Origin of the sequence: Phyllobacterium sp. CL33Tsu, from assembly GCF_900113985.1 — a bacterium.
Classification (GTDB): Bacteria; Pseudomonadota; Alphaproteobacteria; order Rhizobiales; family Rhizobiaceae; genus Phyllobacterium; species Phyllobacterium pellucidum.
Map to the genome: position 1 here is coordinate 149,478 of NZ_FORJ01000007.1, position 25,112 is coordinate 174,589.

The following is a 25,112-nucleotide window of genomic DNA, read 5'->3' on the forward strand; positions in this document are numbered from 1 at the left end:
CTTCGAGGAAGAGGGTGTCCCCTTCCTCGAAACCTAGAATCCCAAGAGTTTTGCCAACCGGCGCAGCAGGCCATCCGGTTCAACAGAGGGCGCGCTCTGTGCGGGGTTGTCTCTTGTCTATGCGCTGAAGGGGTGCTTCACGGAATCGCGCTGGGCGGTTGCTTCCGCGGCCGTCGGCTTGCCCGTTACTGCGCGTTGGATTGCTTCCTTCGTGGCGCGATAGTTGTAGTCCTGGATCTTTGCGTCGCTCTCTGCTTCCCAATGGATGAAAACGCCAACGCAGATGAAGATATCGTCGGCTTCGTCCGCAGGAATCGTTCCGTCGGCAACACTGTCCTGAACCGCCTTGGCAACAGCATGCTGTGCCGGTCCGAACATCTGGACGGCCTGCTTGGCGCCCTTGATGGTAACCTTGTTGAACAGGATCGTATTGGGTTTGCATGCGAGGTTCGGAGCAATGACGGCAAGCAGGGAGGTGAACCCATCCTTGTTGTTCGTCAACGCATTGCAGAATGCCGTCTCAACGGCGCTGCCACGCGGCCCGATCAGAAGATCGATATGCGCAACTTCATTTCCGTCGCCAACCAGCGACTCGCCAACCATAACTTTATTGATTTTCGCCACAGCCTATTTCCTCCCTATAGCGGTCCCAAATGGTTCGTCCAAAGATGCCGCACCTCGAGACACGACGCTCGATGGACAGCTATCCTTGTTCGCAGCACCCTTGAGTTGGGGGTCGGTTGGCCAGATAGCAGCGGATGAAATCCACTGACGAAATTCAATCATTTACCTAGGGAATATGCAAGACCAAGTTGAGTTGTAGCGCAAAAAGGGTTGCAACGGTGAGGTCGGCGGACGTGCCGGGGTTGATGCCATCATGCTTGAGCTCGGCATCGAAGGCGAGGAGCAGCTTTTCCCGTTCAGTGCCGTCCTTAAGAGCGTGTACACGCTCCAGTATATGCGCCGCCTTCTTGCGTGTTGCTTCAGCGCGCGCCGCACCGAACTTGCGAGCGATGTGACTGTCGGCAAAGGCCGACAGGTAATGGAGATAGAGGAAAACGACGGGCCACATGTGCTCCTCGCCCGCTTGGACAGCGGCAGCGTGCGCGGCAAATCCGCCGCTGAAGATATCAGCAAAGCCGGTGGCATATTGGCGGGCAATCATGTCACGGTCGGCGGCTTCGCGCATCGCTTCGAGAAGCGTGACTGCGGGTTCTTCTGCCACGTCATGTCTGGTGGCGGAACCGAGACCGCCGGGCTGCGCAAGGACGATCGCGGCGAACGCATTGCGCGCGTCCTCGACGTCGAGCGCCGCAAGCACGGCATCAAGGTTCGCGCGCAGGTCGGCGCCGCCGCGCTCCGCAGCCTGTGCCAGCGGCGCACAAAGGAGAACGATGCCGAGATTGGTGTTGGTTTCAACCTTCTGCCGCGTCGCCCTGATCGCGGCAAGGATGCGAGCGCCAATGGCAAGTTCAGGGTCCGCAATCGGCGTAGCCGAAGCCTGGGCACTGTCGAAGAACTGTGCGACGCTCATCTTGTGGCCGTCGGCAAATCGATGCACGTTTCCCGGTTTGAGCGCGTCGATCTCGTGATAACAGGCATCGATATAGGCACGCCTTATCTGCTCGCGTGTCGGTTTCACGCAGCAGGCCTTTCATCGAGTGCGGGAGCGATGCGGGCGGCGAGTGCACCCGCGATGCGATCGGCAATGCGCACCGGCACGACCGATTGCAAGCCGGTCCAGGCCGGCATGCTGTTGACCTCAAGGACGAGAAGGCGGCCATCGGCGGCAGGCACGATATCGATGCCGGCAAAGTCAGTGCCGATGGCTGCAGACGCGGCAAGCGCTAGGCTTTCGAGGAGCGGACGCACGGTACCGATGACGGGTTCGGCCTTGGCGCCCTTGGCCATGTTGGTGATCCAGCCGTCGGCGCGGCGCGCCATCATGCCCAGCACCTCACCGGCGCATGTAAAAACCCGGTAGTCGCAGAAGGGCGGTCCCGAATGCGCAACGTAACGCTGCAGGTAATAGATGTCGTCGACTTCTTCAGGCTGGGGGAGGTCTTCGACGCTCCTGATGAGGCGTAAACCTTTGCCTTGCGATCCAAATAGCGGCTTCAGCACCAGGGGGCCGTGCCCAAGCTCGCGCTCGGCAACGTCGCGCGCGTTGGCGAGGTTCTCGACGGCAAAGGTCTGTGGCGTCGGCAGACCGGCATGCGCCAACAGAAAAGTGGTCGTCGATTTGTCGACGCAGCGCTCGATGGCCTTGGCCGAGTTCCACACCGGAACGCCCATTTGCGCGAAGGCATGCAGGATGCCGAGCCTTCGGGTAATCGCCTCGAACGATCCTGATGATATCGAACGCACGATGACACCCGCTGGCAAAGCGCCGTTCAATCCCGGGATCGCAAGTCCCGATGAGAAACGGGTATCGAAAGCGATATCGGCAAGGTGCAAGGTGAGGATATTGAAGCCGAGACGCTCAAGCGAAGCCTGTAATTGTCTGACCTGCCGATCGGCCCGGTCGGATAGGATCAGTATCGTATCTGGCATTTACGGTCGTCTCATCCCAGGGATTGCTCGAGCATTTCATCATCGCGGCTGCCGCTGCGAAACGTATCGCCGGTTTCGATTGCGGTTACAATCACCTCGGCAGGGCTGAAGAGATGCGGATCGATTGCGTAGAAGTCGCCTTTGAATGCCTTGAATATGTCGGCGAACGGCCGTCCATGGTCGCGTGACCGGTGGCTCGGCAGCTGCTCGGCAAGGTCGCGGGCCGCTTGCGAACTGCCACGCACATAAAGCTGGACGATGCCGCCATAAATAATGGCGTCGTTGGTGCGGCCCATGGCTTTCAGGAAGTCCGGATGCGGGGCAGGTATTGGAGCCCGTCCCGCGCCGTCGACAATGGCATCGAGCGGAAAGTTGAGATCGTGCGCCTTGTGGAGGGCGACTTCGAGGACCCGTCCCACGATCTGCATCGACCCCGTGAGGCTCTGCGTCGGCGCATAGATGAAGGTCAATTGCGATGGGTCGAGCTTCGTCGCCTTCGCAACCTTTTCAACGATCTCCGCCGGTGGTGGCGTCGCTGCTTCAAGCATCACGACGGAAGACTGCGCCTCGAGCTCGCGATAGGGGATATCCTTGAATAACGGCTCGACTCGAGCGAGAGCCCGCACCGGTCCCGATCCCATGGCGAAGTATTTTTCGTGCGAAAGATTCCAGCCGGCGTACTGACTGGCAAGGCAGGCAAGGACCGGCTGCGACGAACGCACGTCCACAGTGTATGGCCATTTGCCAAAACTGCGATCGAGGCTGGCCGAGACGGTGGCAAGCCCGCCCATGCAGATTTCGACAATGCGCAGGCCGGCCTCTATTCCCCCGCTAGCCTTGGCCCCGGCGTCGATCAAGTGTTCGCCGAGGCTGCCGCGACTATGGCTTATCCCGAGCCGATCGGCGTCTTCGATCATCGCGTCAGCGAGGCGCTGTGCATTCCTGTTCAGATAGGCATGACCGTCCCTCATGCGAAATCCTCCTCCCAATTGATCGCCAACGTCCTGACGCGGTGCCTTACTGCGCGCTCGGCTGCTGCTGCCGAGGACGCCGACGCAAACACGGTGCAGACCGGATCCCCCGCACCGAGTGCAGTTCCGGATGTCTGGTGATCGGCTGTCATCGCCGGCCAGTCGACCGGCGGAAAGGCCCTGATTGGCCTATTGGTGTAAGCGATGGCCGATGCGGCCGAGCCGCGATAGGCAGGAACCGTAATGGAAGCGCCCGCTAGTGCACGCAAATGTTCACGCAGCAGCGGCGTTGCGTCGCTGTCGAAAATATCGAGCGTTGCCCCCGGGCGGGGATTGATTTCGATAAGACTGAGACCGTTTTCAGCCTCGATGAAATCGGCGCTGCACAGACCGACAAGGCCGGCGCGCTGCGTCAGGGTGGAGAGCCAAGCCTCAATTTGCAAAGCCTTGCCACGGTCGTAGCGGCGCAGCCGAACCGCGCCGCCATAGCGAAACGGCGCACCGGGATGCGGCGATGGCCACTGCCGACTGAAGCCGACAATATGCGCCGTCGTTGCATCTGCGAGGAACAGCGCTGAAAGGTTCTTGCCTTCGACGAAGCGCTGGAAATAGTGTCCCATTTGCGGGCTAGTATGTTCGAAAACGCTCCCCTCCGTCACCGGTAGGGGGGGCTGGATGACATTATGCCCATTCAAGCGCTTGACATGTGAGCCGCCGGCTCCCCCGCCTAGTTTTGTCAGCCAGCCCGTTGCTTCCAAGGGATTGTCGAAGCGGATCTCCGGATGCGGGATGGAAAACTCGTGGCAGAGGCTTGCGAGGCTGGCGGGTTCCTTCACCAGCCGGACAGTGTCGGCCGCATTGCCGCCAAGCGAAAACCTCTTGGCGATTGCTTCCAGCATTTCGGGTCGGCGCTCGAACCCCGATCCGTACACGAAAGCGACTGATTGGGCTTCACCGGCAAGTCCGGCAAGGGTCTCGACGATTGCATGCGGATCGATCCCGTCCTCAAGGCTGCCGTGAAGCTTGACGGCCCGTTCAGCAAGCTTGAGCGTATCGGCATCGTTGAAAAGATCGGCAACCAGTGGCCGCAGACCGGCGCGCCGAGCGGCGGCCGCCAGCGAGCGCCCGGATATCGCGGCGATCAGGATCGCGGCATTATTTGGCAAGTTCGCGAGCAAGTGTGAAAGCGTCCCGGAAATCATAGACGACCGGCTTCTTGGCCTCGATCATCTGTTCGAACAAACCAGCCTGCGTCTTGTATTTGACGTTGCCGATGGAGAGTGGACCAATGCCGACAGCCTGTGTCGCATCGAGCGGTTCGCCGTTGGCATTGACCTTGAGCCCTTCAATGCCGGCCGGAGGTACCGCGTTGACGTCGGCGGCGACGAGCAGCCCGCCTGCCGATCCGAGTTGCGCCTTTGACAGGACCTGCACGCCGGCCTTGGCGGCGGCGAGCACCACCTCTGTTGCGCGCACGATGGCGGTTTTGTACGCATCGGTCGAGCCGTCTGCAGGCTCGACCACGACGCCGAAACGCTCCTTGATCGACGCTGCGATATCCGTCACGCGATCAATGCCGTCATGGCCAACGATGGTAACGTTGGCGCCTTCGCTGGCGGCGATCACCGCCGTGCAATAGCCGACGACCCCGGTTGCGCCAAACACGGCGACAGCCGTTCCGGCAAGGCCGCGATCATGGTGTTTGATAAGGGCCTTTTCCACCTTGGCGACCATGGCAGCGGCAGTGGTGAACGATCCTGCCGGATCGGCAAATACCGAGACCTCGAACGGCGGAACCATGGCTTTTTTTGCTGCACCCAGCATGTCAAGCGCGAGCGGCGCATCCTTGCCGGCGATGAAGATGCCGGTTGCGACGCCGGCGTCGGGCGGACGGGAAAAAATCGCATCCTGGACAAGGTTGCCGATATCGGCGAGGCCGACTTCCGTATAGGGAATTGCCGCATCGAAACCAGCATCGAGCGCCATGTTCACGTCGAACGGGCTCATGTGCCGGAGTGGCGTCAACATGTGAAGGATCGTCTTGCGGCTCATCGTGCCCGCTCCTTTCTGGCTGTGGCGCCCATGATTTCAAGCTCTGGCGAGATTGAGGGCGCTGTGCGTGATCTCCGCGCCCGCGTTCCGGCCCGCAACGATCTGGATCGTCGTGCCGGGAGCGCGGCCGCCAATGGCGCTGACGATACGTTCCGCCTCGGCTTGCGTCTGTGCAAAGGCAAATCCGGTCGGACCCCAGGAACTTTGCCCGATGCCAAGGGCGCCCGCGTCGGCGAGCCGGTGCAATGTCGCCTCTACCTTCCGACTCGTGAAAACGCCCCCTTGGGCCGGCGCGAAATAGCTGCCGATTTCAGTCTGGATGGACGCAATCCCGCGCGCGAAGGCAGCAAGGTCGCGCTCGACCAATGACGGCATGATCCCAAGGAGTACGGTGCGTGCGATCGAAGCGGATGTCGCGACAGGAAACAGAGGAAGCGCGCGGAAAGCAGCGATCTCGGCCTCGCCGTGGATGCCATGGGCAGCATTGTCGAAGACGAGAATGATGCGCCAGGCGTCGGGAAATGCGAAACGGGCAACCACCGTCGGTGCCCGGTTGGTATCGCCTTTCCCCGCGTCGATGATGACGCCGCCTTCCTCGAACGCCGCAATCCCGATGCCCGAGCGCGATCCGCGCTTCAAGAGCACGGCGTCGTTGGCAGGCTCAAGCGGCAGTCCGTGGAGAGTGCGCAATGCGGCTGAAACGGCGAGGGCAATCTGCGTACCGGAGCCAAGACCGATGTGGCGGGGGATCGCATGTTGGATACTGATCCTGTGGTGCGCCTTGATGCCGAGATATGTGCAGAGCGTTTCCAGGTGCTGGGTGATACGCGCCTCTTCGTCGCCGGCCACATGCGTCTCGGCGCTACGTGCAATCGTCAATGTCGTCGCAATGTCTTCGACTGGCAGGCCAATGCTGCCGAAGCGATCGTCCCGCGAGCGGGGAATATCGAGAAAACCAAGATGCAGGCGGGCCGGGACTTTGATAGTGACGGAATCCGACATTTGCTTATTCTTTACATAATCTCAAAAATCGGGCCCACCACTATGATATCGTCTTTCGAATTCGGCGCAAGCGCGATGCGCGACGAAATAGGGAGGAATGCCAATGACCGATGAACCGAAGATCAAGGAACGCGTCTATTCCGAAAGCGAAATCGTCGCAAAGCTCAAGGAAGAACTGCCTCACTGGCGCTATGAGAACGGTTGGATTCGCCGCAAATACAAAACGCAGAGCTGGAAGTCGACATTGATGGTCATCAACACGATCGGTCATCTCGCGGAGGCCGCATGGCATCATCCGGATCTTAAGGCGTCCTATGCCTGGGTCGAGGTCCTGCTCCAGAATCACGCGGCCAAAGGCATTACCGACAAGGACTTCGAACTCGCCAAGAAGATCGAAAGTGTGGTCCAGTGGCAACCCGGCAAGGAGACGGGATCGCTGGAAGGAACGCCGCAAACAGACCAGCGCTTTGCCTATGTAAAATACGACGATTGACCGCGTGATTTTTGCCTGGCGTCAGGGTTCACAATCGAAAAAGAAGTAGCTAAGTTAATCTTGGCACCAGAAAGATGCGGAATATGTCGGTTGCATGGATTGGCAGCCAGCCGGTATCCTTGATGGATGCGATACAGAATGTTGCAAAGCTTCTGGTATCAAGCCGCTGTCCAGTATTCACCATAGATGCGGATGTGCATGGTACGCGCAGTGCGATTGCACTCGCGGAAAGAGTTGGTGGCGCCTTCGATCATATCCATGGCGACACGCTCGCAAGGGAGGTGGCGCTGTTCGCCGATCAAGGCGCCATGATCACGACGCCGGGTGAGACGCGGCGCCGTTCCAGCCTCGTCGTTCTCGTCGGTGACATTCCCGTTGCCCATCATGAACTCCTCCTCCATCTGGCAGGATCCGGTCCTGATCTCGGCGATCGCAACAAGCGGGTCTGGTTTCATGTCGAGGGCGCATTGGAGCCCCCCTCAGACGCGGGTCGCCTCCATCGCAAGCTCAGATCCGTTGCGATCGGCGGGGAGGGCCTCGGACTTTCGGGCGTGCTCGCTGCCCTGCGCGCGGATTTGCTTGGGCGAAATCAGACTGGTTCGCTGGCAAATGTAGATCGTCTGAAGAGCGCGCTCGGCAAGAGCCGGTTTCCGGTCTTCGTCTTTTCCGGCACGATGAATTCGCCGGACCTTGCCATGCTCCAGGGACTTGTGGCCGACCTCAACAAGCAAGGTCGCGCCAGCAGTCTGTTTCTTCCCACGGACGATGATGCCTGGGGTACCGCCCTCACATCACTGTGGATGACCGGTTTTCCGCCCCGTACAGGATTTTCCGATAGCCTCCCAAGCTATGACCCCGTGCGATGGGACACCCAGCGTATGGTTCGCGACAAGGAAGCGGACCTTCACGTCTGGGTGTCCGCACGGGGAACAATGCCCCCGAAAGGCAGGATCGGGTTGGTCTCTTTGAGCCGGACGGAAAAGCGGAGGGAAGGGGCTGCCGTGACGATATCGGTCGGCAGGGCGGGAGTCGATCATGACGGGGTTGCCTTCTCAAGCAGGATCGGCACGTTCCATTCGCTGACGGCTTCGGCACCGTCCGAATTGCCGAGCATAGCAAGCGTGCTGCAGCAGCTTGCGCTTGTTCTTCCCGGGCGAAAGGGTCTGCCATGCTGATCCGTCTCGCTGGGGGAGACGTGATCGATCCGGTCAATGGTACAAGTGGCCGCCGTGACCTGTGGATCAGGGACGGTGTTATCGTGGAAGCTCCCGAGGGCGGCGCAGCAGACGAAACGCACGATTTATCCGGTTGCATCGTCATGGCGGGCGCAATCGATATTCACTCGCATATCGGCGGCGGCAATGTGAATACCGCGCGTCTGCTGCTGCCCGAGCAACACGCAGCGCATCAGCCACGCCCGGCAAACACCCCGCTTTCCAATGCGGGCTGGTCGACCTATCAGACCGGGTGCCTCTACGCTCAGATGGGCTTTACAACCGTCGTAGAGCCGGCCATGGCCCCGAGCACCGCGCTTCACACCCATCTTGAGCTTGCCGACATACCCATCATCGACAAGGCGACGCTCGCCATTCTCGGCAACGACGATTTTACCCTTTCGCTGCTGCGCGATGAAAAATCGACGGCCATGCTCGACGATTATGTTGCCTGGATCGTCGCTTCTTCCCGTGCGCTGGGCGTCAAGGTAATCAATGCCGGCGCGGCCGCTGCGTTCAAGGACAATGTGCGATCGTTTTCGTTCGACGACATCGTGCCGGAATATGGTTTGACCTCGCGCGGCATCGTCAAGGCGCTGCAGGCATCGGTCACGCGGCTCGGCATTCCGCATCCCTTGCATGTCCATTGCAACAATCTCGGCATAGCCGGAAGCGCCGACACGGCCGCGGCGACGATTGCCGCTACCGAAGGCACGCCCCTGCATCTGGCGCACCTGCAGTTCTACGGCTATGGGACGGAAGGCAAGCGCAAGTTCTCGTCCGAGGCCGCGCGGCTTGCGGAACTTGTCAACGGCAACCCCGACGTGACGATCGATATCGGCCAGGTGATGTTCGGCCAGACAGTGACGATTTCTTCTGACGTGATGCGTCAGTTCTCGGCACTCGGTAACGCTAATCCGAAGAAATCGGTCATTATCGACGGTGACGGCAATAGCGGTGGCGGCATTGTCCCCTATCGCTACAAGCACGACTACTATGGCTCGCTGCAGTGGGCGGTAGGGCTCGAGCTCTTTCTCCTCATTACAGATCCATGGCGCGTGTTCTTTACGACCGATCATCCCAACGGTGCGCCCTTTACCGCCTATCCGGAATTGTTTGAACTGCTGATGAGTGCCGAGGCGCGAGACGCCAAGGCGACCGAGCTCAATGCCGGAGCATTGGAGCTGACGACGCTGGCTTCGGTTCGGCGCGAATACACTTTCGAGGAGATCGCCATCATGACGCGGGCCGCGCCGGCAAAGCTTCTTGGCCTCAAGGATCGGGGCCATCTCGCGGCGGGTGCGATCGCCGATATTGCCGTTTACAGGCGCGGCAAGGACATCGCGAAGATGTTCCGCGAAGCCGCGCTCGTCTTCAAGAACGGCGAGGTGGTCGTCAAGAACGGCAAGGTGACCAAATACCGTTGGGGCAAGGCGTTGCGGCTCAATCCGCCGGCGGACAAGGCCATGGTAAAACGCATGCGGGACTATCACGACGAGCGCTACGGCCTGTCGCTGGAGTGGTTCACCTTTGCTGATACCGCGATTGCCCGCGAAGAGCCGTTTGCGGAGGTTTCATGCAAGAGCTGAGCCGCAATGGGGTCGTTGTCGACGATACATTTGCCGAGGCCTTCGGCATGCGGGCCACCGCAATCCTCATTACGGCGCCGACACTGAAGTGGGCTCGCCAGGCAGCGATCACCATGACCGGCTTTGCGACCTCCGTGATCGGCTGCGGATGTGAGGCCGCCATCGATATGGATGTGCCGGAGACCCAAACACCGGATGGCCGTCCGGGCTGCCGCGTCATGATCTTCGCCATGAGCACTGAAGATTTGCAGAAGCAGCTCAAGACCCGGCTCGGCCAATGTGTGCTGACCTCGCCGGGGAGCGCGTGTTTCGCCGCGCTCGATGGAACAGTGCGGCTCGACCTTGGCAATTCGCTGCGCTATTTCGGCGACGGCTGGCAAATCTCGAAGAAGTTCGGCTACCGCCACTACTGGCGCGTGCCGGTCATGGATGGCGAATTTCTGTGCGAAGCGACGACGGGCCTTACCAAGAATGCAGTCGGCGGCGGCAACCTGCTTTTCCTTGCGGCGGACAATGCCAAGGCGCTGCACGCCGCCGAGCGAGCGGTCGCCGCCATCGAAAAAGTGCCGGGTGCAATCATGCCGTTCCCCGGCGGTATCGTTCGGTCTGGCTCGAAAGTCGGCGGGAAATACAAGGGCATGATGGCTTCGACCAACGATGCTTTTGCGCCGACGCTGCGCGGCGTGGTGAATTCCTCACTCACGGCGGACGTCAACGCCGTTTTGGAGATCGTCATTGACGGCGAAACCAGCGATGCGGTTGCCGCAGCGATGCGCGCCGGACTGAAGGCGGCGATCGATCTTGGCCCGAAGCGCGGGGCGCTGCGGATCAGCGCTGGCAATTATGGCGGCAAGCTTGGCAAGTTTCACTATCATCTGAAGGACTTGTTGCCATGAAAGCCATGACCTTCACCCTGCTGTCCGAGCCCGAGGAGCGCCTCGATCTCTCCGTCCTTACGCCGACAGGCATATCAGGGCTCTCGCTCGCACAGATTGAAAGGTTGCGCGTCGGTACAAGCCGCAAACCAGCCGTTGTCGGCGACCTTTTCAAATTGGCCGGAAAAGACGCTGAAAACCTCATCGTCGAGGGCGGAAGCGCCCGGTTCGACCGGGTCGGGGCCGATATGGGTGCTGGCAGTCTGCGCGTTGTTGGAAATGTCGGGAGTCAGGCCGGCCGCAAGATGTCCGGGGGATCGCTGCTGATCGAAGGGAACGCTGGCGATCATTTGGGATCTGGCATGGCTGGCGGGCGAATCGAACTTACGGGCAACGCCGGCAATCACGTCGCCGCACCGCTTGCCGGCGAGCTTGCAGGCATGGAAGGCGGTGTCCTCATTGTTCGGGGCAGGGCCGGCAATTACGCCGGCGACCGGCTGCGTCGTGGCACGGTCGCAATCGGCAAGGGCTGCGGCGATCATGCGGGCTATCGCATGATCGCAGGAACCATCGTGGTTACGGGCAAGGTCGGTGCAATGCCGGGCTACCTTATGAAGCGCGGCTCGTTGCTCTTTGACCGCCACCCCGAGGCACTGTCGCCGACCTTCATCCCTTGCGGGCGGCCGGATACCGCTTTTTCCGGCCTTTTCGACCGCTACCTCATCGCGGAAGGCATCCTCGACCGCCCCCTGCTTGGCAACAGGCCGGGGAAATATGCGGGCGACAATTCCGTGTCGGGCAAGGGCGAGATCCTGTATCGCAGCGCGCGCTAGCCTCCGGACGATACTATGAAGCCTTCCGCGCCGGCCGGGTTTCGACGATACGCGGCCGTTGAAAGCGGATGCGCCCCTTGTCAGGTTCAGCCTTACGCGCTTCCTTGCGGCTGATGACGATACGGGCATCGGTTTCGATGCGGAATACGAGCCCTTGCGTGGCGATCAGCTTGAAGTTCTCGGGGTCGAACTTTTTTCCGGCCGTCACCATGACAGGCTTGAGTTCGCTCAAGCGCTTCGCATCCCCCTTGCTGAACTCCACCGTGACGGAACCCTTCGCACTGCCGAGTTTGTTCTCGATGCCGTACCGGGTTGGCTCGAGCAGGGTTAGGGCAAAAATATCGCCTTTCGTCAGACGTGTGCTGTCAAAGCTCGCCTGCTTGCCTTCGCCAACATGTACCGACCATCCCGTGCCGGACGTCGTGTGAAAGACGACATAGCCCTTTGACGACACAGGTTGGCCGGCTTCCGTGCCGCAGCAACAGCCATCTTTCGAGCCTTGCTGGGTCTTGGCGAGATCAATGTCGAGTTGCATTGAGGTCGCATCGTCGCGAACCTCGAAACTGACATTTCCCATGTGCTTTCCGTCTTTGCGCACGGTTGCCGAATAGACCCCGGCGACCGTGAACTGATGGACAATGCTGGTGGTGAGCCCAAGCGCCCCGCTGTCAAAAACGGTAGCCTCGAACAATTGCCGGTTGAGGTTCGCTAACATCGTTTCATCCTATATCTGCTTCCAGAATCATCTCGACATCGTTGTTGAAGACGTTGAGTTTCCGGATCGGGATCTTGACGGGCATGAGCATGGAGGGACCGAAATTGTTCGGGTTGGTGGTTTCCGGCAGCAACGGGTAGGGATCTTCAATTGCCATCAGCGGAGTTTTGTCACCGAAATAATCGATGATGAACTGGGCAACGATGTCGAGCAGTCCAAAGCTGACATTCAGAAGGTCCGAGATCCATTCCTGAATATCGTCAGGAATGTCGAGGATCGCCCGAACGAGATCGATGACCGGCCCGAGTATCCCCTTCACGATATCCCTCGCCCAGCCGGGAAGGAAAAAGAGAAGGTTGTCGACCGCCGCGTTGACCGCTGCCTCCAGCAAGTCGCCGACGGTATCGCCGACATCGATAGGGTCGATATCGACAATCGGATCATCGAAGAACAGACGCCATTCGCTCGCCAGAGAAGGCACGGCGTCCTGGGCATCCCAGGCGTTCATCCCGGGTGGACGCGCCGGGTTGTCAAAATGGCGCATGACAAGGCGCCCGGTCAGCGACACTTCCGAAACGAGACCGCCGAGCGGTAGCGTGATAGCGATATCGGGATCGTCGTCGAAGATGCAGATTTTCGGCAGGCGAAGGGCACAGCCGAATGGCGTCGGGATGATGCACCAGCCGCCTATGCAGATGCTCGGTATATCGATGCCGAGCGACAGGTCGAGCTTGTCCCATTTGATGTCGAGTTCGTCGATCTTGACCGTATTGTCGCCGCGAAGATCGACATTGCCGTTCTCAAGGTGGAAGGCGACGTCATAACTTGCTGTGAAAGGTCCAAAGTCGGCGCTGTCAGCGTCCGCAAAGGTGAAGTTGTCGCGGATGGCATTGAAGAGGCGAACGAAACTCGCTTCGGAAGCGGCAATGGTGAGGTTGGCCATTTCAGATCACCTCCAGGTTGATGAATGCCTTCAGCTGGTCGTCCTCGATTGCCGGATTGTTCGGAACCGCCGCCGAGATCGGCGTTGGCTTGACGACGACGCTCACGACGTTCTTGATGATTTCCAGCGGCGCCCGTTCGAGCAGGATGCGGAGTTTTGGGATGAGGCCGAGCTTCAGCATCATCTCCAAATAGCATTCCAGTATCGCTTCAAGTTCGTCGGGGCGTATATCGACAATCTCGATCCGGTCGAGAAACGGCTCCAGATAGGGCTTGCCGTTGTAGAAGCGGATTCGCACGCCGCCCACGGCGAAGACTTCCAGACAGAAGCACATCAGGCTGCGCACGGGCAGCGGTCGCGGCGGTACCGGATCCCGGCCCTTGTCATCGCGGTCCGGTTTGTCCTTGGGAGGATCAATAAGCCTGTCGACGGGGAAATCACGCGGGCAGCCAAGACCAAGGCATACCCCGAGCGCCATCGCGAAGCGCTGCGGCGCGAGCTTTCCGAGTTCCGGGGGTAGGGCAATCCCTTTGCCTGGGTGAAAGTCGATCTTGGCCTCGGTGACCTGAACGGCCAGTTCCATGGCGAAGTTGGTGCCCGGTATCTGCAGCGGGTCGATGCGCGTCATCAGTGGATTGTTGCGTTGGGCAACGACAGGGTGCGCATCGATTTGCCGGCACAGCAGCCCAGGGTTGGCGATGACGCCAAGCGAAGCATAATTGAACAATGACGGCCGCTGCCGGCGCACGTGTCCTATCACTGCATTGAACGCATCTTCATGAAACGAGGCGAAGATGTCGCAATTATCCGTAAATGCCATGTTGGTTCCCCCTCGAATGGCAGTCGCAGCAAAGCACAGGCGGCCGAATCGCTCTCCGCGAGATGAATGAAGATTATCTTGCGATGCTGCTAGAAGTCGTTGGCGGGACGGGACCGCCTTGCGCTGTGAAATAATCTGTGGAATATTTACAGCTGCAGGTTGAATATGGGATGTACGCTCGTTTGTCTCAAATAATACATCGTAGTGCGTTTGATCTATCAATGTTATGAGAAAATATACTGACAGTCGAACCAAATAATGGGCTAATCGGTAATCAGTTGGGGTTATATATTTAGCTAATCGGCTTTGTCCGTACGGAGTTCCCGCGGTCTTGGAGCAAGTTGCCGCATCGGAGCCATTGCTCCGATTATCTAGGGTTGCTGTGGAAAAATTCTCTCGCAGCGCTATACTCGCGCAAGATAAGACAGTTCAGCGGCAAAGTGGGATGAAGCACGACTTGAAGCTTATCGACGACGAGTTCATTGACCTCGTATATGCTTCCCTCCTGGGTGAAACCAGCTGGCAGCATTTTCTCGATCGGCTTGCGGCGACCCTTCCGGACGGCAAATCAACCCTCTTTTATCACGATCAGTACAAGGCAACTGGCGCCTTGTCATTGACCTCCGGAATGACCTCCAAGCAGGTCAACCAGTACGATACTTATTTCTGCCGTATCAATCCGTGGATGCCGAGGGCCGCGAACCGCAAGATCGGAATCGGTGTCACGGCGGAACAGATGCTGCCCTATGACCGGCTGGTGAAGACCGAGTTCTATAGCGACTTTCTTGTGCCGGCCGGCGCCGAATCTGCAGTGGGCGTAACGATCGTTCGCACTGAAGGGCGGTCTTTTCTTTTAAGCATCCTGACCAGCGAGCGAGAAACTGAGCGTACTGCCGAAGCGGCCGAACTGCTGACGCGACTGGCACCGCATCTCAACAGGGTCTTCAAATATTATCAGAACCGTTCATTCAACCGGTTCAGCAAGGAGGCCCGGGGTCTTGCCTTCGACGCCATCGATGTCGGGCTGATTATCGTCGGCGACAGCTCCCGGATAAAGTCCGCCTCGGAGACCGCGCAGAAGATAATGGAGCAGGGAAACTGTGTGCGCACCTCCGCGCTGGGGAAACTGCACATCGCCTCCCACGATGCTGAAGCCATGTTGCAGAAGATGCTCGATCGCACGTCGCACGAACCGAAATATGCTAGTTTTCAGGTCGATGACGTCAAGGTGACGTTGATCCATGTTCAGAAGGACAGGTTCTCGTTCTTCTTCGAGGGGCCGACTGTCGTCGTGATTCTCGAGCCGCAACGCACGACGCCACGCGTATTCGACCTCGCGGAGTTCCGCGAAATGTACGCGCTTACCGGTGCGGAAGTCAGGGCCTTGAACGGGTTGATCGGCGGCCGGACTGCCGATGAAATCGCGGCCGAGGCGGGGCTCTCCCGAGAGACGATCAGGTCGCAAATCAAGAGCTTATATGCAAAGACCAATGCCGCAAACCAGGTCGAATTGATCCGGATGGTTGCAGGTCTGGAAGGCCTTTAAACTTCCTTTCAAACAAAAAATTTGCAGTTTTTTTTGTTTCACCCCGCAGGGTGAAGCGCTTTGCCGGAAAATCGACAACTATGAGCTTCCGTTAGACAATTCGCTCCCTGAAATATTCAGGCAAGTGAAGGAACGGACACCAAAGTGGAGTAAGCCGTGGCCGGCTGAAAAGTGCTCAAGAGGTCTACCGGCCATCGCAGTAAATCATGTCGTACAACTTAGAGTTACAAACAACTGATGGAAAATCAGTGAGTAAGTTTTAGGGGTGAGTATCATGTCAGGAATCACGTATGAGCGAATACCGGATGGCAGGCCAATTGCCGACCGACGTACAGCTGCCCGTCGTGCCACGCTGCATATCGCTTCGGAAAATCCACGGCCGCAAAAGTCGCTTGCCATCATCGACGGGCGCGTGCTCTCTCGCGAGCATCTCTCCTGGGGTCTCCTTGCGAATGGGCTCGGCCTGCATATCGTCAATTTCGGCTCGGTGAATGATATCGAAGACTTCGATGCCTCGGAGTTTTCAGCCATTCTCGTGTGTGTCGACGATTCAAGATTTATGGACAACTCGATTGTACTCGAAATCGAGGAACTGGTGCTGAGATTCCCGAACGCACCCGTCATCGTCCAGGCCGATATTTGCGGCTTCCAGCAAATACTGACCGTTCTCGAGCATGGGGCACGGGGCTATCTTCCAGGCAATGCCGGCATATCGGTCTGCATGGAAGCAATTTCGATGGCATTGGCCGGGGGTGTGTTTGTTGCGGCCGAAAATCTGACTGACATCCAGCGCATCCTGGGGACGAGGCGCTACCAATCCAAGCGGGGGGCGATGTTTACACCGCGCGAGGAGGACGTCATTCAGGTGCTGCGGCTCGGTAAGGCGAACAAGTCAATTGCGTATACGCTGAACCTGGCACCGAACACCGTCAAAGTTCATGTTCGCAATATTCTCAAGAAGCTGCGCGTCACGAACCGTTCGGAAGCGATCTACAAGATCAACGCGATGTATGATGAGGTGGCGTGATGTTTAGCCTCGGCATTTTCTTCGCATTGACGACTTTCCTCATGGTGAGCCTGTTGGATCAGGTACTGCGCCAAACCAGTGGGGACCTGGCGGAGAGCCGGGTGGCCAGGTGGTACCGATCCGACGGGGACGAGGCTCGCCATGGGGAAACCATTTGAACAAGGGGCGCGCAAAGCAGCAATTGCACCGTAGATGATGAGTGCAGTGCTCAATCGAATTCAAGGGACGTTCGCAATGATGCGGCGTCCCTTTTTTATTGGGCGCCGTCCCCTCGACAAGGGAGAGGAAGGGCGAGCCTCACCCACACTTCCTTAAGACCGAAAACGTAAGTTGAACGGACCGGTCGTTCACGAGAACTGGAATTCGCGGCAGGCTCGCCTATAAGGGCACTACGAGCCATCACCGCAAATAGGAAGCATTCGAGGTGCCAGACCGAATATCGCCACTCGCGCCGTTCAGACACGAAACGTTCCGCACGATCTGGATCGCCAATCTCTCCTCGAACTTCGGATCACTCATTCAGGCGGTCGGCGCCGCATGGATGATGACCACGATCTCGAGTTCGGTCGATATGGTCGCACTCGTGCAGGCATCGACCGCCCTGCCGATCATGCTGTTTTCGCTCATTTCCGGTGCGCTCGCGGATAATTTCAATCGCCGTGCTGTCATGATCGTGGCGCAGACCTTCATGGTCGTCATTTCCGTGCTCCTGACTGTCTTCGCCTATCTCGGACTGATCACGCCCTGGCTCCTCCTCGCATTTACTTTCCTGCTCGGTTGCGGAACCGCGCTCAACAATCCGTCGTGGCAGGCTTCCGTCGGCGACATGGTGCCCCGCGACGATCTCCCGGGCGCCGTTGCACTCAACAGTATGGGCTTCAACATTACGCGCAGCGTCGGCCCGGCGGTCGGCGGTGTTATCGTCGCCGCAGCGGGCGCGGCGGCGGCCTTTGCCGTCAACGCGGTCAGCTACTTTCCGATCATATTCGCCTTGATGCGCTGGCAGCCGAAATACCCGCCCAATACTTTGCCGCGCGAGACGATGGGGCGGGCGATTTCCGCGGGCCTGCGCTACGTTGCCATGTCGCCGAATATCGGCAAGGTGATCTTCCGTGGCTTCATCTTCGGTTTTTCGGCGAGCGCCGTGCTGGCGCTGCTGCCGCTCGTCGCGCGTGATCTGGTGGGCGGCGGTCCGCTCGTTTATGGCGTCATGCTGGGATCGTTCGGGATCGGCGCCATCGGCGGGGCGCTCCTCAGCGCGCGGCTGCGCGAATTCCTGTCGAGCGAAGCAATCGTCCGCATCGCTTTCGCCGGATTTGCCGTGAGTTCAGCCATTGCAGCCGTAAGCCCGAGCGCCTGGCCGACCAATGCAGCCCTTCTTGCTGCGGGCGCCTGCTGGGTACTCGCGCTCTCATTGTTCAATGTCACCGTCCAGCTTTCGACGCCGCGCTGGGTGGTAGGACGCGCCCTGTCGCTTTACCAGACCACTACCTTCGGCGGAATCGCTGCCGGCAGCTGGCTCTGGGGTGTTATGGCCGGTGAATATGGGGCCGACAAGGCGCTGCTCGCATCGAGCGTCATCATGCTTGCGGGCGCCGCCATCGGTCTCCGCTATGCCCTGCCGGAATTCAAGACGCTCAATCTCGATCCGCTCAACCGCTTCAGCGAGCCGCTGCTGGCGCTCGATCTGAAACCACGGAGCGGCCCTATCGTCATCATGATCGACTACATCATTGCCGAGGAAGACGTTCCGGAGTTTCTCAGCGTCATGGCCGAGAGGCGGCGGGTGCGCATTCGCGATGGCGCCGGCCATTGGGCGCTGATGCGCGATCTCGAAAATCCAGAAGTGTGGACCGAGAGCTACCACACCCCAACCTGGGTCGAATACGTCCGGCATAACCAACGCCGGACGCACGCCGATGCCGAGATCTGGGATCGCATCCGTAAGCTTCATCGCGGCGAAGACAATCCGCGCGTGCATCGCATGGTCGAGCGCCAAACCATCGTCCCGCATGATATCGAGGCGCATAAGACCCCGATAGACATGGCTTGATGGCATTTACGGCTTAAGGTCGAAAGCGCCCTTCATGCTGCCGTCCATGTAAAACGGTACTGAGCTGTGGACATGGGTGATCCGCCAGGTACCCTCCTTCTTGACGAGGCCAAGGGTCTGGCGGAACCAGAGATCGACATTCTGGCCGTCAGTCTTCGTGCCCGTCATGCGCACGAGGCTCGTTGCGAAGGCTACGTCGCCGCCGACTTCAATGCGCGTATCGCGCGCTTCGCCGCCAATCGGTCCTTCCCAGGTGGCGAACCAGCCTGCAAGATCTTCCGCGTCCTTGCCTTTGTGCTGGAGCGGCGGTGCGAGGGTGAATTGTACGACGTCGTCGGTCAGGTTCGAAACGACGTTTGCGGCATCCTTGGCGGTTATGGCGCTGGACCAGGCCTTGATTGTCGCCTCGACTGCATGTCTCTCGTTCATGGGATTTATCCTTGATTGATGAACCTCATCTCAAGGACGAACGAAAAGCCGCCAAACCGACAGCAACTGAAACAGATTGTCTAGCCTTCGGCGAGCCTGTCGAGATGCATCCTGATATGGGCCGCTTCGGCCGCCGTATTCGCCAGCGAAATTGCATGATTGAAAGCTTCGCGTGCTTCCTTGGTGCGTCCGACCTTCATCAACAGGCCGCCCTTGACGCCGAAGAAGTGGAAGTAGCCTGAAAGTCTTCCCTCAAGCGGCTCTATCAAGGCAAGGGCGGCTTCCGGACCCTTTACCTTCGCGACGGCAACGGCCCGGTTGAGAGTAACAACTGGCGAAGGGGTCAGCCGTTCGAGCGCGGCGTAAAGCAGATCGATTTCCCTCCAGTCGGTATCCTCGGCCCGCGCGGCCCTCGCGTGCAGCGCGGCAATCGCCGCCTGGATCTGATAGGGACCGGGGCGGCGATGGCGCATCGCCTTGTCAATCAATGCGAGGCCCTCGGCGATCATCTTGCTGTTCCACAGGCGCCTGTCCTGATCTTCGAGAAGAATGACCGCGCCGTCGGCGTCGAAGCGGGCGGCACTACGCGCACTTTGCAGAAGGAGGAGGGCGGTGAGCCCCATGATTTCAGGTTCGGCCGGGAAGAGGCGCAGTAGCAGCCGCGCCAGCCTTATGGCCTCATCGCAGAGCGGGAAACGCGCCTGCTGCTCATGGCCGCCAGCCGAATAGCCTTCGTTGAAGATAAGGTAGACCATGGCGGCAACGACCGCGAGCCGTTCGGAACGCTCGACGGGCCCTGGCGTTTCGAACGGAACATCGCCGCTGCCGATACGAGATTTCGCCCGGGTGATGCGCTGTTCCATGGCGCTCTCGCTAACCAGAAATGCGCGCGCAATTTGACGGACGGACAGCCCGGAAACGATGCGCAGGGCGAGCGGGATCTGCTGGGTTGCCGGAAGATCGGGATGGCAGCAGATAAAAAGTAGTCGCAATATATCGTCGCGATAGTCGGAATTGTCGATCTTCTCGGCAATCGCGGTCTCGCGGTCGCCAAGGTCTGACAGCAATTCCTCGGGCGGCAGCGGCTGTTGCTTCGCCTGACGCCTGACGCCATCAATGGCGCTATTACGCCCAACGAAGATCAGCCAGGCTGTGGGATCGCGAGGGGGCCCGTTCGTCTGCCAGTTTTTCAAGGCACGCAGGCATGCCTCCTGAAAGGCTTCTTCGGCGATATCGAGATTGCGGAAATAACGCAGCAGCGCACCCACCGCCTGGGGGCGGGCGGCCGTCAATGCTGCGTCGATCCAGCACCCTTCGCTCATGTCAGATCGACTCCGGGCCGGAAGATGGAGACAGGGCGTATTTCGTAGGAACCGGTGCCCGGATTGGCGACGGCAAGATCCCTTGCCGTGTCGATGGCCTCTTCGAGCGATGCGCACTCAATGATGTAGAAACCGAGCAATTGCTCCTTGGTCTCGGCAAATGGGCCATCGATGATAATCGGCTCGTCACGGCCCTTGCGCAACGTCGTTGCAGCAGTCGTTGGCAACAGACGCGCGACGGGCCCGAGCCGGCCCTGCTCCCTAAGCTTGTCCTGGACTTTGCCAAGCCGCTCCATGACTGCATCGTCTTCTTCCTTGGTCCAGGCGCCGACGACATCCTCGGGATTGTAGCAAAAAATGGCGTAGAGCATTCGCGTTCGTTCCTCTCTGAGTGATGACGAACAGGTAACGCCAATCCCGACAGCGGGTCGAGAATTTTATGCGATTTCAGTCGAATAAACCCTGATGCGCCGCCAGCGCGACCAGCCGGTCGCTTGCATTACGGACAGGGGTAGCCCGGCGCGATCCGGCAGTTCGGCCGAGGCCGATAATAGGGTGGCGGCGGACGGTATGCGGGCGGGCGATAATATGGAGGCCGGTAGGGCGGCCTGACGACGATCGTCGGCTGGATGACGACTGCCGGCGGACGCGTCGAAACGGCGCGATCGATGTAGTTGGCCGACAGCCAGCCGCGCAGCCCCTGATAGCCGACGCGGCACCAACTGCCTTCGCAAGCGAGAACATCGACCCGCAACCCTGGCGCGAGAGTCGCGACTTTTGCGTAGCCGGTGCCCGGACCCGTGCGAATGTTCACGTTGCCCATTGTATAGGCGGTATAGGCAGCAGCATAAGCGGGCCAGGCGAGAACGCCGAAGCAAATGAAAATAATCGACAGAATCCGTTTATGCGTCATCGTCGCTTCCATCCCGGTCTCTACAACTTCTGTTTGCAATGAGATTCTGTTTTGCTGAGCTTGTCCAGCCGGTTCGGCCTGTTGATCAATAATGGCTGTAATCCCGGGACCCTTCGGATATCCTGCAGTCGAATCTTTGAAACGGAGGCGCCAAAAGTGGCAAAGGCTGTGTGGTCGCCAGACCAATATCTGAAATTCGAAGACGAGCGCACGCGCCCGGCCAATGACCTGCTGAACGCTATTCCCAATCAGAACGTAAAGGGGGCAGTGGATCTTGGCTGCGGTCCGGGCAATTCGACCGAACTCCTCGTCAAGCGATATCCGGGTGCGGTCATTGCCGGCATCGACTCGTCGGCGGAAATGATCGATCAGGCGAAACGTCGCCTTCCGGACCTGTCATTCGCCGTGGCCGATATCGACGCCTGGCAACCTGGGGAGAAGGTTGACCTGCTCTATGGCAATGCCGTCATGCAATGGCTGCCAGATCACGACCAGCTCTTTCCGCGGCTGCTCGGCTTCCTCAATGAGGGGGGCTCCCTGGCCTTGCAGATGCCCGACAACCTCGAGCAACCCACTCACGTGGCGATGCGCGAGGTGGCGAGGGAGGGCGCCTGGGCCAAGAAGATGGCGCAGGCCGATCTTGCCCGCACCAGGGTTGGCGACGCCTCATTCTACTATCCGTTGTTGCGACCATTGGCGCAACGCGTCGATGTCTGGCGCACGACCTACCATCATCCCTTGCAAGGTCTTGATGGGATTATCGAATGGTTCAAGGGTTCGGGCCTGCGTCCTTATCTTGCGGCGCTTGACGAAGACGAGCGTTTGCGTTTTCTTGAGAAGTACAGGGAGCGCATCGCCCCGTATTATCCCCTGATGCGCGATGGCACGGTCTTATTGCCTTTCCCGCGCCTGTTCATCGTGGCAACGCGCTGAACGAGTCTCGAATCTCCAGGGCTGGCGACATTTTCTTTGGCTTTGAAATCAAGAATTTATTGAAGGTGTTTCGTAAATGAATGCGGAATGGGCACCTAGCATCCATTGTGCGAAAAACGCACAATCGGCTTTGCGGTGGCGACACCGGGAAAATGATGCGCGTGCAGAGGAGTGCACGACAATCATTTTTTCAAGTGGAGAACTATTGAAAATCAGAACGGATGCCATGCTTTCTGGTGCATAGCGCACCGGGCGGTAGCCGGAGACTCGGCGTTTTGCCAAGGGGAGGAACAATGCTCGACAGGCTTTTCAAGCTCAAAGGCCACAACACGTCCGTGCGCACGGAAGTGCTGGCCGGTATCACGACATTCCTGACGATGTCGTACATCATCTTCGTCAATCCAGAGATCCTGTCCTCGACCGGCATGGACCGCAACGCCATATTCGTGGCGACCTGTATCGCGGCCGCCTTAGGCTCTGCCGTCATGGCCCTGGTCGCTAACTGGCCGATCGGCATGGCGCCGGGCATGGGTCTCAATGCCTTCTTCGCCTTTACGGTGGTCGGGGCCATGGGCTTCACCTGGCAGCAGGCGCTCGGCGCCGTATTCATCTCCGGCTGTATCTTCCTGCTACTGACGGTAACCGGGGTGCGCAGCTGGCTCGTCGCCGGCATTCCCAAATCGCTGCGCAGCGCGATCGCCGCCGGTATCGGTCTGTTCCTTGCCTTTATTGCCCTTAAGACCTCAGGCATCGTCGTTGCCAATCCGGCTACATTCGTTGGGCTGGGTCATCTCGGCGCAACGGGCACGCTGCTTGCAATTCTCGGCTTCTTCATCATTGCCGCGCTTGACGCCATGAAGGTACGTGGATCGATCCTCATCGGCATTCTCGCCGTGACGGTCCTGTCGGTGCTGCTCGGCGTCAGCGAATTCAAGGGCGTCTTCTCTGCACCGCCGAGCCTTGCGCCGACCTTCCTGCAGCTTGATGTTCTCGGCGCACTGCATACGGGTTTCCTGCAGGTAATCCTCGTCTTCGTTCTGGTTGAAGTCTTCGATGCCACCGGTACACTTATCGGCGTCAGCAAACGCGCCGGCCTCATCGAAGAAGGCAAACCGAACAATCTTGGCCGCGCTCTCTTTGCCGACAGCACCGCGATCGTTGCCGGTTCTCTTCTCGGCACCAGCAGCACCACGGCCTATGTCGAGAGCGCGTCGGGTGTGCAGGCTGGCGGACGTACAGGCCTGACGGCACTGACAATCGCGGTTCTGTTCCTTGCTGCCCTGTTCATTGCGCCGCTCGCTGCATCCGTGCCGGGCTATGCAACGGCGCCTGCGCTGCTCTATGTCGCCGGCCTCATGATGCATGAACTCGTTGACATCGAATGGCGCGACGTGACTGAATCGACGCCGGCCGCCCTGACCGCATTGATGATCCCGTTCACCTACTCGATCGCCAACGGTCTCGCTTTCGGCTTCATCAGCTATGTCGTGCTGAAGACGCTGACCGGACGCGTAAGCTCGATCCATCCCGCGACATGGCTCGTAGCTATCCTCTTTGTCGTGCGGTTCGCCCTGTTCCCGGTCTAACAGTGCAACCTGGTCCGGGCGCAATTCAGCGGCCCGGATCAGGTCGTTTCAACCCGAAAAGAAAGACCAAAAATGCCATCAGAAACTTCAACCACAAAGGTGCTCGACGCATTGCTCGATGCAATGGAACAAAAAATCATTCCGATGACGGAGAAGGGCGTTGCGGCCGGAAACAAGATTTTCGGCGCGGCGCTCCTGCGCAAATCGGACCTGTCGGTCGTTTTGGCCGAAACCAATAACGAGACGGAAAATCCGCTCTGGCACGGCGAAGTCCATACGCTGAAGCGGTTCTACGAGGTCGATGGCGACAAGCGCCCGGATTCCCGCGATCTTATTTTCCTGTCGACGCATGAGCCATGTTCGATGTGCCTTTCGGCGATCACCTGGGCCGGCTTCGACAATTTCTATTATTTCTTCAGCCATGAGGATTCCCGCGATGCTTTCGCCATTCCGCATGACCTGAAGATCCTGAAAGAGGTCTTCACGCTGGAGCCCGGCGGCTATAACGCCGAGAACGCCTTCTGGAAGAGCTATTCGATCCACAAGCTGATTGCGCAGCAACCGGAACCGGATCGGACGAGGTTGCAGGAGCGGGCCGCTTCGATCGCGCGCAAGTATGATGATCTGTCGGCGCAGTACCAGGCGAGCAAGGGCGGCAATTCGATCCCGCTCAACTGACCCATCCGATTACAAAAGAAGGCCGCCCGTGTGAGTTGGGGCGGCCTTTTTGTTTGAAAGCAGGGCATGCTCTCTAGATCAGCGGACCAGGAACGGCTCCACATAGAAGTGTTCTTCGAGGTTGATCCCGTCGCCGCCGCGGTCGATCACGACGAAGTCGCTTTCACCGCCAAGCGGTGTGAGGATGCCGTGCCAGACGTTGCGGTGAATGTTCACGCCCTGGCCCGGAGAAGTGATGAAGGCGACAGGATCGCTGGGTCCGCCACGCCCGTCATGCGCAGCAACCACCAGGAACGGATTGGCCGAGAGCGGCACGAAAGCCTGGCTCCCGAACGGGTGGCGTTCAACCATGCCAAGCTCCCGCGGCAGTTCGTAAGGCTTGCCGCGCAGGAGGCTGATGAGCGTGCGGGCGTTGTCACCCGTGGTCTCGACCTTGGCAAGGTCATGGTAGCGGGTGCACATGCCGTGATTAATGGGAAAGCTGTGCGCGCCTTCCCTCTCGATGACGTCCCCGAAAGGCGCAAAAGCTTCCCGCGTCAATTTCTGGATCAGTATTTCACGCATA

General features: G+C 59.2%; 26 protein-coding genes. 11 read left to right on the forward strand and 15 right to left on the reverse strand.

All coding sequences use genetic code 11. The features are described 5' to 3' along the window. Positions 1–117: 117 nt before the first annotated feature. The 7 genes from fae to BM074_RS20425 form a co-directional block, all read right to left on the reverse strand. The gene (gene fae / locus BM074_RS20395) at positions 118–624 is read right to left on the reverse strand and encodes a formaldehyde-activating enzyme (protein ID WP_027232877.1); all 507 of its coding nucleotides are present in this window, start codon (positions 622–624) and stop codon (positions 118–120) included. Between the two features lie 166 nt (positions 625–790). Further along, positions 791–1,642: a triphosphoribosyl-dephospho-CoA synthase gene (locus BM074_RS20400; RefSeq protein WP_091924759.1), complete on the reverse strand. Its 852-nt coding sequence runs from the start codon at positions 1,640–1,642 to the stop codon at positions 791–793. After that, positions 1,639–2,553, reverse strand: coding sequence for an ATP-grasp domain-containing protein (locus BM074_RS20405; RefSeq protein WP_091924761.1), 915 nt, complete (start codon positions 2,551–2,553; stop codon positions 1,639–1,641). The genes BM074_RS20400 and BM074_RS20405 overlap by 4 nt, the downstream gene beginning before the upstream one ends. 11 nt (positions 2,554–2,564) lie before the next feature. Next, a complete protein-coding gene (mch, locus tag BM074_RS20410) occupies positions 2,565–3,524 on the reverse strand; it encodes a methenyltetrahydromethanopterin cyclohydrolase (RefSeq protein ID WP_091924764.1) in 960 nt (319 codons plus the stop codon). Continuing rightward, positions 3,521–4,702, reverse strand: a complete 1,182-nt coding sequence (locus tag BM074_RS20415) for an ATP-grasp domain-containing protein (protein WP_244533003.1) — start codon at positions 4,700–4,702, stop codon at positions 3,521–3,523. The genes mch and BM074_RS20415 overlap by 4 nt, the downstream gene beginning before the upstream one ends. After that, a complete protein-coding gene (locus tag BM074_RS20420; RefSeq protein WP_091924767.1) occupies positions 4,680–5,576 on the reverse strand; it encodes an NAD(P)-dependent methylenetetrahydromethanopterin dehydrogenase in 897 nt (298 codons plus the stop codon). Before BM074_RS20420 ends, BM074_RS20415 begins: the two co-directional genes overlap by 23 nt. A 36-nt stretch (positions 5,577–5,612) precedes the next feature. Beyond that, positions 5,613–6,578: a beta-ribofuranosylaminobenzene 5'-phosphate synthase family protein gene (locus BM074_RS20425; RefSeq protein ID WP_091924770.1), complete on the reverse strand. Its 966-nt coding sequence runs from the start codon at positions 6,576–6,578 to the stop codon at positions 5,613–5,615. A 103-nt stretch (positions 6,579–6,681) separates the two neighbouring features. Between BM074_RS20425 and BM074_RS20430 the strand changes: the two genes are divergently transcribed. From BM074_RS20430 to BM074_RS20450, 5 genes are all read left to right on the forward strand, one after another. After that, positions 6,682–7,071, forward strand: coding sequence for a 4a-hydroxytetrahydrobiopterin dehydratase (locus BM074_RS20430; protein ID WP_091924773.1), 390 nt, complete (start codon positions 6,682–6,684; stop codon positions 7,069–7,071). An 83-nt stretch (positions 7,072–7,154) separates the two neighbouring features. Beyond that, complete coding sequence (locus BM074_RS20435; RefSeq protein WP_091924925.1) at positions 7,155–8,246, forward strand: molybdopterin-binding domain-containing protein; 1,092 nt, start codon at positions 7,155–7,157, stop codon at positions 8,244–8,246. Further along, complete coding sequence (locus BM074_RS20440) at positions 8,240–9,874, forward strand: formylmethanofuran dehydrogenase subunit A (protein WP_091924776.1); 1,635 nt, start codon at positions 8,240–8,242, stop codon at positions 9,872–9,874. Before BM074_RS20435 ends, BM074_RS20440 begins: the two co-directional genes overlap by 7 nt. Then, entirely contained in the window at positions 9,862–10,770 is a 909-nt protein-coding gene (fhcD, locus tag BM074_RS20445) for a formylmethanofuran--tetrahydromethanopterin N-formyltransferase (protein WP_091924778.1), read from the forward strand. Before BM074_RS20440 ends, fhcD begins: the two co-directional genes overlap by 13 nt. After that, a complete protein-coding gene (locus BM074_RS20450; RefSeq protein WP_091924780.1) occupies positions 10,767–11,582 on the forward strand; it encodes a formylmethanofuran dehydrogenase subunit C in 816 nt (271 codons plus the stop codon). The genes fhcD and BM074_RS20450 overlap by 4 nt, the downstream gene beginning before the upstream one ends. A 13-nt stretch (positions 11,583–11,595) precedes the next feature. On the opposite strand, the gene BM074_RS20455 is transcribed toward BM074_RS20450, so the two are convergent. Genes BM074_RS20455 through BM074_RS20465 form a run of 3 tightly spaced genes read right to left on the reverse strand, consistent with a single transcriptional unit; the run spans position 11,596 to position 14,060 of the window. Beyond that, positions 11,596–12,297, reverse strand: a complete 702-nt coding sequence (locus BM074_RS20455; RefSeq protein WP_091924783.1) for a hypothetical protein — start codon at positions 12,295–12,297, stop codon at positions 11,596–11,598. Positions 12,298–12,301: 4 nt separating this feature from the next. Beyond that, positions 12,302–13,240, reverse strand: coding sequence for a hypothetical protein (locus tag BM074_RS20460; protein WP_091924786.1), 939 nt, complete (start codon positions 13,238–13,240; stop codon positions 12,302–12,304). A gap of 1 nt (position 13,241) precedes the next feature. Beyond that, complete coding sequence (locus BM074_RS20465) at positions 13,242–14,060, reverse strand: hypothetical protein (RefSeq protein WP_091924789.1); 819 nt, start codon at positions 14,058–14,060, stop codon at positions 13,242–13,244. A 445-nt stretch (positions 14,061–14,505) separates the two neighbouring features. Between BM074_RS20465 and BM074_RS20470 the strand changes: the two genes are divergently transcribed. From BM074_RS20470 to BM074_RS20480, 3 genes are all read left to right on the forward strand, one after another. Then, positions 14,506–15,606: a helix-turn-helix transcriptional regulator gene (locus tag BM074_RS20470; RefSeq protein WP_051615245.1), complete on the forward strand. Its 1,101-nt coding sequence runs from the start codon at positions 14,506–14,508 to the stop codon at positions 15,604–15,606. 274 nt (positions 15,607–15,880) lie between these two features. Continuing rightward, a complete protein-coding gene (locus BM074_RS20475) occupies positions 15,881–16,633 on the forward strand; it encodes a helix-turn-helix transcriptional regulator (RefSeq protein ID WP_051615243.1) in 753 nt (250 codons plus the stop codon). Positions 16,634–17,057: 424 nt separating this feature from the next. Continuing rightward, positions 17,058–18,686 (forward strand): MFS transporter, encoded by a 1,629-nt coding sequence (locus BM074_RS20480; RefSeq protein WP_027232861.1) that lies wholly within the window; start codon positions 17,058–17,060, stop codon positions 18,684–18,686. A gap of 6 nt (positions 18,687–18,692) precedes the next feature. On the opposite strand, the gene BM074_RS20485 is transcribed toward BM074_RS20480, so the two are convergent. The 4 genes from BM074_RS20485 to BM074_RS20500 form a co-directional block, all read right to left on the reverse strand. After that, positions 18,693–19,115 carry a YybH family protein gene (locus tag BM074_RS20485; RefSeq protein ID WP_091924792.1) on the reverse strand — a complete coding sequence of 141 codons (423 nt, stop codon included), beginning with the start codon at positions 19,113–19,115 and terminating at the stop codon, positions 18,693–18,695. Between the two features lie 80 nt (positions 19,116–19,195). Further along, positions 19,196–20,437: an RNA polymerase sigma factor gene (locus tag BM074_RS20490; protein ID WP_091924795.1), complete on the reverse strand. Its 1,242-nt coding sequence runs from the start codon at positions 20,435–20,437 to the stop codon at positions 19,196–19,198. Beyond that, positions 20,434–20,808, reverse strand: coding sequence for a YciI family protein (locus tag BM074_RS20495; protein ID WP_027232858.1), 375 nt, complete (start codon positions 20,806–20,808; stop codon positions 20,434–20,436). The genes BM074_RS20490 and BM074_RS20495 overlap by 4 nt, the downstream gene beginning before the upstream one ends. 128 nt (positions 20,809–20,936) lie before the next feature. Beyond that, positions 20,937–21,350: an SH3 domain-containing protein gene (locus BM074_RS20500; RefSeq protein WP_027232857.1), complete on the reverse strand. Its 414-nt coding sequence runs from the start codon at positions 21,348–21,350 to the stop codon at positions 20,937–20,939. A 156-nt stretch (positions 21,351–21,506) separates the two neighbouring features. On the opposite strand from BM074_RS20500, the gene tam reads away from it, so the two are divergent. The 3 genes from tam to BM074_RS20515 all read left to right on the forward strand — a co-directional run bounded on the left by tam (position 21,507) and on the right by BM074_RS20515 (position 24,547). Then, the gene (gene tam / locus BM074_RS20505) at positions 21,507–22,283 is read left to right on the forward strand and encodes a trans-aconitate 2-methyltransferase (protein ID WP_210186489.1); all 777 of its coding nucleotides are present in this window, start codon (positions 21,507–21,509) and stop codon (positions 22,281–22,283) included. Positions 22,284–22,576: 293 nt separating this feature from the next. Beyond that, positions 22,577–23,869 carry an NCS2 family permease gene (locus BM074_RS20510; RefSeq protein ID WP_091924801.1) on the forward strand — a complete coding sequence of 431 codons (1,293 nt, stop codon included), beginning with the start codon at positions 22,577–22,579 and terminating at the stop codon, positions 23,867–23,869. 72 nt (positions 23,870–23,941) lie between these two features. Beyond that, on the forward strand, positions 23,942–24,547 hold the full coding sequence (locus BM074_RS20515) for a deaminase (RefSeq protein WP_027232854.1): 606 nt from the start codon (positions 23,942–23,944) through the stop codon (positions 24,545–24,547). Positions 24,548–24,625: 78 nt separating this feature from the next. Here BM074_RS20515 and BM074_RS20520 read toward each other — a convergent pair whose 3' ends face one another. Continuing rightward, positions 24,626–25,111: an ureidoglycolate lyase gene (locus BM074_RS20520; protein WP_091924804.1), complete on the reverse strand. Its 486-nt coding sequence runs from the start codon at positions 25,109–25,111 to the stop codon at positions 24,626–24,628. Position 25,112 lies beyond the last annotated feature (1 nt).